Annotated in this window: 11 protein-coding genes and 1 pseudogene; 5 read left to right on the top strand and 7 right to left on the bottom strand. The window is 70.0% G+C overall.

Annotated elements, in window-relative coordinates; all coding sequences use genetic code 11:
• Positions 1 to 156: 156 nt before the first annotated feature.
• Positions 157 to 1,626, bottom strand: a complete 1,470-nt coding sequence (gene rpsA, locus QH270_RS28465) for a 30S ribosomal protein S1 (protein ID WP_280347137.1) — start codon at positions 1,624 to 1,626, stop codon at positions 157 to 159.
• A 285-nt stretch (positions 1,627 to 1,911) separates the two neighbouring features.
• Between rpsA and QH270_RS28460 the strand changes: the two genes are divergently transcribed.
• Positions 1,912 to 2,763, top strand: a complete 852-nt coding sequence (locus QH270_RS28460) for a class I SAM-dependent methyltransferase (protein ID WP_280347135.1) — start codon at positions 1,912 to 1,914, stop codon at positions 2,761 to 2,763.
• Here QH270_RS28460 and QH270_RS28455 read toward each other — a convergent pair.
• Together QH270_RS28455 and QH270_RS28450 are read right to left on the bottom strand one after the other, a co-directional pair.
• The gene (locus QH270_RS28455) at positions 2,760 to 3,314 is read right to left on the bottom strand and encodes a hypothetical protein (protein WP_280347133.1); all 555 of its coding nucleotides are present in this window, start codon (positions 3,312 to 3,314) and stop codon (positions 2,760 to 2,762) included. The two genes, QH270_RS28460 and QH270_RS28455, sit on opposite strands and share 4 nt — an antisense overlap.
• A gap of 93 nt (positions 3,315 to 3,407) precedes the next feature.
• Positions 3,408 to 3,695 (bottom strand): hypothetical protein, encoded by a 288-nt coding sequence (locus QH270_RS28450; RefSeq protein ID WP_280347131.1) that lies wholly within the window; start codon positions 3,693 to 3,695, stop codon positions 3,408 to 3,410.
• Positions 3,696 to 3,797: 102 nt separating this feature from the next.
• Here QH270_RS28450 and QH270_RS28445 point away from each other — a divergent pair, with 102 nt between their 5' ends.
• Positions 3,798 to 4,832, top strand: coding sequence for a helix-turn-helix transcriptional regulator (locus QH270_RS28445; RefSeq protein ID WP_280347129.1), 1,035 nt, complete (start codon positions 3,798 to 3,800; stop codon positions 4,830 to 4,832).
• Positions 4,833 to 4,874: 42 nt separating this feature from the next.
• Here the strand turns inward: QH270_RS28445 and QH270_RS28440 are convergent, their stop codons facing one another.
• The 3 genes from QH270_RS28440 to QH270_RS28430 all read right to left on the bottom strand — a co-directional run bounded on the left by QH270_RS28440 (position 4,875) and on the right by QH270_RS28430 (position 7,368).
• Complete coding sequence (locus tag QH270_RS28440; protein WP_280347127.1) at positions 4,875 to 5,039, bottom strand: hypothetical protein; 165 nt, start codon at positions 5,037 to 5,039, stop codon at positions 4,875 to 4,877.
• A 6-nt stretch (positions 5,040 to 5,045) separates the two neighbouring features.
• Complete coding sequence (locus tag QH270_RS28435; RefSeq protein WP_280347125.1) at positions 5,046 to 5,933, bottom strand: SPFH domain-containing protein; 888 nt, start codon at positions 5,931 to 5,933, stop codon at positions 5,046 to 5,048.
• 79 nt (positions 5,934 to 6,012) lie between these two features.
• Entirely contained in the window at positions 6,013 to 7,368 is a 1,356-nt protein-coding gene (locus QH270_RS28430) for an FAD-binding oxidoreductase (protein WP_280347123.1), read from the bottom strand.
• An 82-nt stretch (positions 7,369 to 7,450) separates the two neighbouring features.
• Here QH270_RS28430 and QH270_RS28425 point away from each other — a divergent pair, with 82 nt between their 5' ends.
• Positions 7,451 to 8,359: a LysR family transcriptional regulator gene (locus QH270_RS28425; protein WP_280347122.1), complete on the top strand. Its 909-nt coding sequence runs from the start codon at positions 7,451 to 7,453 to the stop codon at positions 8,357 to 8,359.
• Positions 8,360 to 8,491: 132 nt separating this feature from the next.
• On the top strand, positions 8,492 to 9,046 hold the full coding sequence (locus tag QH270_RS28420) for a hypothetical protein (RefSeq protein ID WP_280347121.1): 555 nt from the start codon (positions 8,492 to 8,494) through the stop codon (positions 9,044 to 9,046).
• A gap of 85 nt (positions 9,047 to 9,131) precedes the next feature.
• Here the strand turns inward: QH270_RS28420 and QH270_RS28415 are convergent, their stop codons facing one another.
• Positions 9,132 to 10,028: a LysR family transcriptional regulator gene (locus QH270_RS28415; protein WP_280347119.1), complete on the bottom strand. Its 897-nt coding sequence runs from the start codon at positions 10,026 to 10,028 to the stop codon at positions 9,132 to 9,134.
• 82 nt (positions 10,029 to 10,110) lie between these two features.
• Between QH270_RS28415 and QH270_RS28410 the strand changes: the two are divergent.
• Positions 10,111 to 10,336, top strand: a pseudogene (locus QH270_RS28410) (hypothetical protein); the annotation flags it as partial.

Genomic DNA, 10,336 nt, shown 5'->3' with positions numbered 1-10,336 from the left:
GTCCCCCCCCCCCCCCCCCCCCGGGGGGGCCGGCGTCTCCCGCCGCCGCCCGCCGGCTGTTGGGGGGGGGGGGGGGGGCCCCCGGGGGGCCCCCCCTAACCCCCCCCCCCCCCCGGGGCGGGGGGGCGGGGGCCCTTCGGTACTGCTCTACCCGAATCAGGCGTTGCCGGAGAGCTTCTCCCGCAGAGCCGCGAGCTGCGCGTCGCTGGCGAGCGAACCGCCGGCGGACTCGACCGGGCCGGAGGAGGCCTGCGAGCCGCTCTCGGAGGAGTAGTTGCCCGAGGTGGCACCGCCGTTGGCGGCCTCGGCGGCGGCGTCGGCCGCCATCTTCTCCATCTGCGCGGTGTGCATCTTGTGGCGACGCTCGGCCTCGGCGTAGCGGCCTTCCCACTCTTCCCGCTGCTTGTCGAAGCCCTCGAGCCATTCGTTGGTCTCGGGATCGAAGCCCTCGGGGAAGATGTAGTTGCCCGCGTCGTCGTAGCTGTCGGCCATGCCGTACTTCGACGGGTCGAACTCGGCGTGGTAGTCCTCGTTCGCCTGCTTCAGCGACAGCGAGATCCGGCGACGCTCCAGGTCGATGTCGATGACCTTGACCATCGCGTCGTCGCCGACGGCGACAACCTGGTCCGGGACCTCGACGTGGCGCTCGGCCAGCTCGGAGATGTGGACCAGGCCCTCGATGCCCTCTTCGACGCGCACGAACGCACCGAACGGAACCAGCTTGGTGACCTTGCCGGGCACGATCTGGCCGATGGCGTGGGTCCGGGCGAACTGACGCCACGGGTCTTCCTGGGTGGCCTTGAGCGAGAGGGAGACGCGCTCGCGGTCCAGGTCGACGTCGAGAACCTCGACGGTGACCTCGTTGCCGACCTCGACGACCTCGGACGGGTGGTCGATGTGCTTCCAGGACAGCTCGGAGACGTGCACCAGACCGTCGACGCCGCCCAGGTCCACGAAGGCACCGAAGTTGACGATCGAGGAGACCACACCCTTGCGGACCTGGCCCTTCTGCAGCTGGTGCAGGAACTCGGAACGAACCTCGGACTGGGTCTGCTCGAGCCAGGCGCGGCGCGACAGGACCACGTTGTTGCGGTTCTTGTCGAGCTCGATGATCTTGGCCTCGATCTCCTTGCCGACGTACGGCTGGAGGTCGCGGACACGACGCATCTCGACGAGCGAGGCGGGCAGGAAGCCACGGAGACCGATGTCGAGGATCAGGCCGCCCTTGACGACCTCGATGACGGTGCCCTTGACGGCCTCGTCCTTCTCCTTGAGCTCCTCGATCGTGCCCCACGCGCGCTCGTACTGCGCCCGCTTCTTCGACAGGATCAGGCGGCCTTCCTTGTCCTCCTTGGTGAGAACCAGGGCCTCGACCTCATCGCCCACGGAAACGACCTCGTTGGGGTCGACATCGTGCTTGATGGAGAGTTCGCGGGAGGGGATGACGCCTTCGGTCTTGTAACCGATGTCGAGCAGGACCTCGTCACGATCGACCTTGACGATGGTTCCCTCGACGATGTCGCCATCGTTGAAGTACTTGATCGTGGCGTCGATGGCGGCGAGGAAATCCTCGGCGGAGCCGATGTCGTTGACGGCTACCTGCGGCGAGGTGACGGTGGTGGGCATATGTGGATTTGCTCCGGACGGATTGTGGTCGGTTGCGGACATTGGAACTTTCGGTACGCTGCGAGATCACCGCGACGAGGCGACGAAGGATACCGGGTAAGTATCGCACGGACCGCCACACTTGCTGGTGATCGAACTCAGCACGGGCGACTCCGTCATCGGATACCGTACGCATTCAACCCCGGCGCACAGTGGTCCTCGAAAGACACTCGCGTGCCTCAGCGTACGGCACGCCTGCCGAGCCGGGCAAACCACCCCCCGCACCACGCCGATACCCTGGTCGCCGTGTCCGATGACGAACGCCACGCGCAGGCCAACGCGCTGCTGGGAACCACCGCGACCGCCCGGACCAAGATCGGTTCCGCGGCCAGCGAGCGGGCCAGCAGACGCTGGTGGGACGCCGATGCCGACCAGTATCACCAGACCCACGCCGACTTCCTCGGCGTCGACTCCCCCGGCGGCGAGTTCGTGTGGTGTCCCGAGGGCCTGCACGAGGGCGACATGGCGTTCCTCGGCGAACTGAGCGGACGCACCGTGCTCGAGATCGGCTGCGGTTCGGCGCCGTGTTCGCGCTGGCTGGCGGGCCAGGGAGCGCATCCCGTCGGCCTCGACATCTCGATGGGGATGCTGGTGCGCGGCGTCGCGGCGATGGATCGCGGTGGGCCGCGGGTGCCGCTGGTGCAGGCGGGCGCCGAGGCTCTGCCCTTCGCCGACGCGTCGTTCGATCTGGCCTGTTCGGCCTTCGGCGGTGTCCCCTTCGTCGCCGACTCCGCGCTGGTGATGCGGGAGGTCGCCCGGGTGCTGAAGCCGGGCGGGCGCTGGGTGTTCTCGGTGAACCATCCGATGCGCTGGATCTTCCCCGACGATCCCGGCCGGGGCGGGCTCACCGCGACCATCCCCTACTTCGACCGCACGCCCTATGTCGAGGTCGACGGCGACGGCGAGCCGACCTATGTCGAGCACCATCGCACGATCGGCGATCGTGTCCGTGAGATCGTCGGCGCCGGGCTGACGCTGCTCGACATCGTCGAGCCGGACTGGCCCGAATGGCTCGACCGGGAATGGGGACAGTGGTCGCCGCTGCGCGGGCAGATCTTCCCCGGTACGGCCATCTTCGTCACCGAGAAGCCGCGCTAGAACTCCGGCAGCGCCGCGAAGCTCGGGTCGACGCGCACCTGGGGCACCGTGTCGGCGATCCAGCGGCGGGCCCGGGTCAGCGGGTGGTCGGGAAAGGCCTCGTCGTAGCGGATGTCGTCGGAGAGCGTGTACGGCAGGCGCCCCCGCAGGCCCGGCGCGTACGGATGCGGCGGGTACATCTCGGCCGGGCGCACGCGAGTGCCGACGACGGCCTCGCGCACCCCCGGCGCGCCCGTCTCGGGGCAGATGATCTGGAAGACGGCGCTGCACCGGTCGCGCGGCACCACGATCGACGCGGCGAACACGAGCCCGACCGGTGAGCCCGGCATCCGGGTCTTCTCCACCCGCAGCAGCGCGGGCAGGCTGTCGACCCACACCACGAACGCCTCGATCAGGCAGCCGGTCCTGGCGTGGTGTTCGGCCAGCCGCCTGCGCAGTCGCGGCAGATCGTGCAGGCGGGCCGGCAGGTCGGGCGTGCCGTGGACATAGGTCATCGCGACGACATCACGAGTGGCTGGATCCCCCCAGGTCGTGCTGTCCAACTGCTGCATTCCACGAATGTCGAATGAGATGGGCACCGCAACAACCTACCGGCGAGATCGAGTTCAGTTGTCCCCGTGCGCCGTAGGGCGCGTCGCTCGAGCCTACGCACGCTCTTCGACCACGTCGGCCAGCCAGGATTCGTGACTGATCACCATGGCGCGACTGCGCGGGGTGGCCAGCACGGCGGACAGCGCGACGCGGAACGCCTCGGCCCCGGCGCGGTCGTCGAAATCGAGGTCGACCAGGACACGGACGGGTTCGCTGTCGACGCGCCCGATCCGGTATGTGCGCACGCCGTGGTCGGAGCGGAAGCGCGCGTACTGATCGAAGGCCGCCTTCCAGGTGTCGTAGTCGCGCACGGTGTTGTCGATGTGCAGGGTGGTGGTCATGGTCGCCTCCGTGGCAGGGCCGAATGGGATGGTTCGAGTGTCGGCCCCGGGCAGGCGCCGTGAACATCCCTGATCCTGGGGGTTTCGCCGTAGACTGGCCCGGTGCCGAGCGCCTTGGCCGACCGGGTCAGCCGCATGGCCCGCGCGGATCATTCCGCCAAACGACTGCGTGAGCTCGTGCTGGCCGAGATACGGCTGTCGATGCCGTTCAGCGGCCATGTCTTCGCGCTCACCGACCCGGTCACGGCGGTCGCGACGGCTCCGCTCGCCGATGTTCCCGGCCTCGACATGTCCGGGCTGCCGGAGCTGATCCGGGCCCGCTACCTCACGTCACTCAATCGCTGGGATACGGTGCGCGGCACCGGCGCCCACTCCCTGCTCGGTGCCACCGAGGGCGATCCGGATCGTTCCCTGCTGTGGCGCACCGCCCAGCGCACGCTCGGAATCACCGACTCGGCCACGCTCACCTTCGCCGATCGCTACGGCTGCTGGGGCTTCCTCGAACTGCTCCGCGTCGACCAATCCCCTTTCACCAGAGCAGAACTCACCGAACTCACCGCGCTGACCGCCAGCGTCACCGTCGCCTTGCGCCGCGCCGTCAGCGCCACCTTCGTCGAGCCGGACGCCCAGCTGCCGCCGCTGGGTCCCGCGGTGGTCCTGCTCGACGGCGCCCTGCGCGTGCGCTCCCAGACCGCGGCCGCCGCGGCGGCCCTGCTGCGGCTGCTTCCGCCCGACGAGCCCGTCCCGCCGGTGCCCGCCTCGGTCTACAACGCGGGCGCCGCCCTGCTGGCCGCCGAGGCGGGCGTGCCGATCGGTCCGGCCACGTCCCGGATCCACCTCGGTGGCAACCGCTGGATCACGGTCAAGGCCGACCGCATCGGCGACCACGACATCGCCGTGGCCCTCGAGCCGAGCACCGCGACCGAGCGCCTCGACCTGTTCGCCCGCGCTCACGGCCTGTCCCTGCGCGAGTCCCAGGTCCTCACCCTCCTCGCGACCGGCCTCGACTCCCACGAGCTGGCCGCCGAACTCGTGCTCTCCGAGCACACGGTCAACGACCACGTGAAGGCCGTTCTCGCCAAGTCCTCGACCAGAACCCGCCAGCGCCTCCTCTCCCGCGTCCTCGGCATCAACTGACCGCCCGATCCGGTTCATCGAGCATCCACAGCCCGCCGAAGGTCACCTGGGCCGACGGCCCGCCTGTTCGAGCGCCAGGCGCAGCGCGTATTCGATCTGGGAGTTGACGCTGCGCAGGTCGTCGGCCGCCCACTTGGCGATCGCCTCGTGGACGGCCGGGTCGAGCCGCAGCAGGACCTTCTTGGGTTCCTTCTTCGGCACGGTCATCGGACCTCAGGCGTAGAGGGATCCGGTGTTCACGACCGGCTGGGTAGCGCGATCGCCGCAGAGCACCACGAGCAGGTTCGAGACCATGGCGGCCTTGCGCTCCTCGTCCAGCTCGACGGTGCCGGCCTCGGCGAGGCGATCCAGAGCAAGACCGACCATGCCGACGGCGCCCTCGACGATCTTGACTCTGGCCGCGACCACCTGGGCGGCCTGCTGACGGACCAGCATCGCCTGGGCGATCTCGGGGGCGTAGGCGAGGTGGGTGATCCTGGCCTCGATGACCTCGATGCCCGCGGTGAGGGTGCGCTCGCGCAGTTCGACGGTGAGTTCCTCGGCCACCTCGGCGCCGTCGCGCAGGCTGGTGCGGTCGTCGTCGTGCGCGTCGTACGGGTGGGTGGTCGCGAGGTGCCGCACCGCCGCCTCGGACTGGGTCTCGACGTACTCCTCGTAGTCGTCCACCGCGAAGGCCGCCTTGAAGCTGTCGACCACCTTGTAGACGACGACCGCGGCGATCTCGACCGGATTGCCGTCGGCGTCGTTGACCTTCAGCTTCTGGGTCTCGAAGTTGCGCACCCGCAACGAGATCGACTTGCGATCGGTGAGCGGGACCACCGAGAAGAACCCGGGCTCGGAGACCGAACCGATGTAGCGGCCGAAGAAGGTGATGACCTTGGCCTCGTTGGGGTTCACGATGATCAGCCCCGTGGCGAGCAGCGCCACGACGACGACGGCGACCACCGCGGCCACCGCACCCGCCCAGGCGAGCGCGCCACCGTCGTGCTTGGCGGCCGAGATGAACGCCAGCACGGCGGCACCGCCGAACAAGAGGGTGAACAACAGCCACCCCAGCAAGACGACGAATCCATTGACGCGGGCAGCGGACCGCAGTTCCATGACATCCTCCCGATATCTGAGTGATATCACCAAGATAGTAGAGACCGGGCGAATCGACAAGGCGGGCCGACGAAACCTCCTAGGCCGGAGCGATATTGCGGTTGAGGCGGAACATGTTGCGCGGATCGTGGACCGACTTCGCGGCCACCAGGCGCGCATAGGTCTCGGGTGCGTAGCCCGCGGCGGTCTGCTCCGGTCCCGCCGCAGCACCGGCACCGTAGAGGAAGTTGAGACTGTGGCCGATCGTCCAGGGCGCCAATGCTTCTCGCACCGCGGCGAGCTCGGCGGGCGCGGTGGCGCCCTCGGCGCCGGTGATGACGCGCACGAGGTAGGCGGCGTCGCGGTGGTCGATCGTGGCCGCGCCGCCCCTTGCCAGCGCGCCACCGAGGTGCCGGATGTCGACGACCGCGTCGACCGGCCCGCCGGGTGCGGTGAGCGCGCGCAGCGCCGCGAGCCCCTCCGCGCTCAGCTCGGACAGCAGCGCGTTGGTGGCGGCGTAGGCGTGCGGGAAATCCGGATCGCTGTGGATCGTGTGGGACTCGGTATAGGGCATGGTGCGCAGGTCGTCGCGCAGCCGCTCGCCGACCGCCCGCAGCGGGGCGACGAGGCGTTCCCCCTCGGCCGCCGACCCGGTGTACGCGACGCGGACCGAGGCGATGTGCCTGCCGCGCAAGGGCTCCGGGATCGGCGGGATGTCCGGGTAGGTGAGGACCGCCACCGTCGAGGTGAGGGTGTCGGGGACCGTCTCGGTCCACTGCCGCCAGGTCTCCAGCGCGGTGTCCACGAGCGGGGTGTCGAAGATCAGCTGCCCGCCGAACACCTCGGTGACCGGGACGAGGTCGAGTTCCAGGCCGGTCACCACGCCGAAGTTGCCGCCGGAGCCCAGCACGTGGCCGAACAGCTCGTCCCCGGGCGTCAGGGTGCGCACGCGCCCGTCCGCGGTGACGAGGTCGATCGAACGCACATGGTCGGCCGCGTACCCGAATTCGCGGGCTAGCAGGCCGAGGCCGCCGCCGAGCACGTAGCCGACGACACCCACCGACGGCGAGGAACCGTTGAGCGGCGCCAGCCCGTGCCGGGCCGCCGCCTCGACCAGCGCGCCCGCCCGCACGCCGGCGCCGACGCGGGCGGTGCGGGTGTGCGGATCGACGGTGATCGCGTCCATCCGCCCCGTGGTGATGAGCACCCCGCCGTCGGCGGGCACCGAGAGTCCGTGGCCGGTCGCCTGCACGGCCACCGGAAGGTCGTGGCGGGCGGCGTATTCCACGGCCGCGCGCACGTCCTCGACGTGGACAGCCCCGACCACGAGCGCGGGCCGGTGGGTGTAGGCGGTCTGGAAGCCCGCGAGTTCGGCGGCGTACCCGGGATCGTCCGGAGCGAAGATCGGTCCGGTGAAATGGGCGGAATCGGGAGTGCGGAGGGCGTTCTGGGTCATGTCATCGACGATGCCGCCGTCCGGTCCATAAGTACAACAGATAGCTCTTCTGATATCGATAATCAGTTGTTATGGTCGGCTGATGGAACTGCGGCAGCTCCGATACTTCGTGACCGTCGTCGAGGAGGGCGGGTTCACCCGTGCCGCCGAGCGCCTGCACCTCACCCAACCCGGCCTCAGCGCCCAGATCAGGCAGCTCGAACGCGAGCTCGGGCAACGACTGCTCGATCGCGGCGCCCGCACCGTCACACCCACCGAGGTCGGGTCGGCGGTGCTCACGCACGCGCGCGCCGCGCTCGCGGCCGCCGATCGGATCGGCGAGACGGTGCAGGAGTTCACCGGCCTGCTGCGCGGCCACGTCCGCCTCGGGGTGATCTCCGGCGCCGCGTCCGACGAATTCGACATCGCGCCCGTCCTGGCCGATTTCCATCACGACCACCCGCAGGTCGGCATCAGTCTCACCGAGGACACCGCCGAGCGGATGCTCGCCGCCCTCGAACGCGGCGAACTCGACATCGCGCTGATCGGTTTGACCGGGGCCCCGACGAGTCCGGAGATCGGGCTCGAAGTGATCCTGGAGGTTCCGGTGGTCGCCGCTGTCGCCCTGGACGCCCCCGTGGACCCCGGCGAGTCGGCGGGCACGATCAGCCTCGCGGCCCTGACCCAGCGCCGCCTGAGCTGCCTCCCGCGCGGCACCGGCCTGCGTGGCATCTTCGAAAGAAGTTGTGCCGCAGCGGGTTTCACTCCCGATATCGCCTTCGAAGCCAGCGCTCCCCCACTGCTGCTACGGCTGGCCGCCCACGGTCTCGGCACCGCCGTCGTGCCCGCGCTCACCGCGGCGGAGGCCGCCGCGTTCGGTGTCCGCGCCCTCGCCATCGTCGAACCACGAATTCGAGGCCGGCTCGCGCTGGCCTGGCGCACCGATCGCCCCGGCGGCCCCGCGGCGAAAGTGCTGCTCGGCCAATTGCGCATCGCGCTGGGGCGCCATTGAAAAAAGACCAGAAACCCGCTTTGAACTGGCCTTTCACTCTGGACTACACCGCTGGGCAGAGCGGATAATCCAGATATCCGGTGCCGCTGTCGGGGGGCGACAACGAAAAGTATCGGACAAAAGGACGAAACAATGATCGTCAACAAACTGGTGGCAACGGCGATCTTCGCCATCGCGGCCACCGGTGTCAGCACGGCCATGGCGAACGGACAAGCCCAAGTGGGCAGGGATCTGGTCTTCAGCGCGACCGACGGGCCACTGGCCTACACGACGACGCTGGCGGCGGATCATTCGGCGGCGACCATCGACCTCGTCGCGGGTCGCTTCGAACTCGGCGACGGCACGGTCACTGTCTTCGCCGACAACGGCGCGGTGGTCGGTGCCATTCCGACGACGCTGCGCATGGAGACCGGGCAGAGCGTCACCGTGGCGCCCGCTCTCGACAGCAGCGCGCGGGTATTGACCCTCACCCCGGTCAGCGCACCCGCACCGTCGCCCGCCGCCGCGGCCACCGCGCCCGCGGTGCTCGGCCTGCATCAGGCAGCGACGACCGGCTCCATCGTCGCCGGCGTCGCAATCGGCTGCGCCATCGGCATCCTCATCGGGATCTGGTTCTTCCTGGTGGGCGCCGTGGTCGGCTGCGTGATCGGTGGTGCGATCGGCGGATTCATCGCCGCGGGCATGTGATCGGGTCGACACGGGCCGCGTCGCCGGAGTTCACCGGCGGCCCGGCCTTCCGCTCGGGCGCGGAGGTAACCGCCGGGCGCGGTACTCAGCGCCGGTGCGCGGTCGCCTGGGCGCACGCCCGCGCGTAGCCGTGGACCAGGGGCCGGGTGTCGTCGCGGCGCCAGGCCAGCGCAAGTTCGCAGGGACGCAGGCCGGTGACCGGCCGGGTGACGACGCCCTCGTGGGCGACCAGCGCGGCGTTGCCGGTGGCGAGCAGCACCACGCCGTCACCGTTGACCAGCGCCTCGTAGGTCTCCTCCGTGCTCGCCACCTCGGCACCGATGACCGGCGGGTGGCCCGCGCGCTCATCGAGGGCGAGCCAGTAGTCGCGCAGCACGCCCGCCGCGGGCGGCAAGGCGAGGAAGGGCTCGTCGAGCAGGTCGGTGAAGGCGATGGTCTCGCGCGCGGCGAGGGGATGCGATCGCGGGAGGGCAAGCAGCCGCGGTTCGGTGGCCACCACCAGCCAGCGGTAGCGCGCGCTGTCGGCCAACGGAAGCCAGACGAAGGCGACGTCGACTTCCCCGGCGGCGAGACCAGCGGTCGGATCCTCCCAACCAACTTGGCGTAGAACGGTTTTCGCGTCGGGAAAGCTGGTCGCGAAGCGTGACCGGACTGCGGGCAGGATGCCGCGGCCGGGGCTGGTGCTGATGCCGATCGAGAGCACCGCCCGCTCGGCGGCCTTCGCCGCGTCCACGGCGGCTTCAGCCGCTTCCCAGGCGGCGAGGACTTCCCGCGCCCGCGGCAGCAGGGCCGCCCCGACGGCGGTCAAGCTCACCGAGCGCGCGGCACGTACGAAAAGCGAGGCGCCGACCTGGCTTTCGAGTTTGCGGATCTGCTTGCTCAGCGCCGGCTGGGAGATGTAGAGACTCGCGGCGGCCGCGGTGAAGTTCAGCTGGTCGGCGACCGCGACGAAGTACCGCAGATCGCGCCCGTGGACATCCATAACCCTTGGTTATCACAACGGGTATTGGACGGCACCTCGGCGCCGGGGAAACATCGACGGCACCCACACGGAGGAGAACTCGATGAGCACCCCGCAGATCTGGCTGATCACCGGCGCGAGTAGCGGATTCGGCCGCGCCCTCACCGAAGGGGCGATCGCGGCGGGGCCCACCCTGAGCGCCGCCGCCCCCCGCACCCCCGCCCCGCTCCCGGACGGCCCCGCCCCCCCGGCCCCCGGTGGCGGGTGCCGGGAATTGCGGAACGGCGTGACCCTGGTGGTGGGGGCACGCCGTTCGGAGGTGGGGGTCA

Origin of the sequence: Nocardia neocaledoniensis, from assembly GCF_029868625.1 — a bacterium.
In the GTDB taxonomy this organism is placed as follows: domain Bacteria; phylum Actinomycetota; class Actinomycetes; order Mycobacteriales; family Mycobacteriaceae; genus Nocardia; species Nocardia neocaledoniensis_A.
Note: the sequence above shows the minus strand (reverse complement) of the source record. Positions and strands in the feature narration are given on the sequence as shown.

Coding starts and splice junctions, on each gene's coding strand:
- rpsA (WP_280347137.1), bottom strand. CDS start 1,626: ATGCCCACCACCGTCACCTCGCCGCAGGTAGCCGTCAACGACATCGGC.
- QH270_RS28455 (WP_280347133.1), bottom strand. CDS start 3,314: ATGCAGCAGTTGGACAGCACGACCTGGGGGGATCCAGCCACTCGTGAT.
- QH270_RS28450 (WP_280347131.1), bottom strand. CDS start 3,695: ATGACCACCACCCTGCACATCGACAACACCGTGCGCGACTACGACACC.
- QH270_RS28440 (WP_280347127.1), bottom strand. CDS start 5,039: ATGACCGTGCCGAAGAAGGAACCCAAGAAGGTCCTGCTGCGGCTCGAC.
- QH270_RS28435 (WP_280347125.1), bottom strand. CDS start 5,933: ATGGAACTGCGGTCCGCTGCCCGCGTCAATGGATTCGTCGTCTTGCTG.
- QH270_RS28430 (WP_280347123.1), bottom strand. CDS start 7,368: ATGACCCAGAACGCCCTCCGCACTCCCGATTCCGCCCATTTCACCGGA.
- QH270_RS28425 (WP_280347122.1), top strand. CDS start 7,451: ATGGAACTGCGGCAGCTCCGATACTTCGTGACCGTCGTCGAGGAGGGC.
- QH270_RS28420 (WP_280347121.1), top strand. CDS start 8,492: ATGATCGTCAACAAACTGGTGGCAACGGCGATCTTCGCCATCGCGGCC.
- QH270_RS28415 (WP_280347119.1), bottom strand. CDS start 10,028: ATGGATGTCCACGGGCGCGATCTGCGGTACTTCGTCGCGGTCGCCGAC.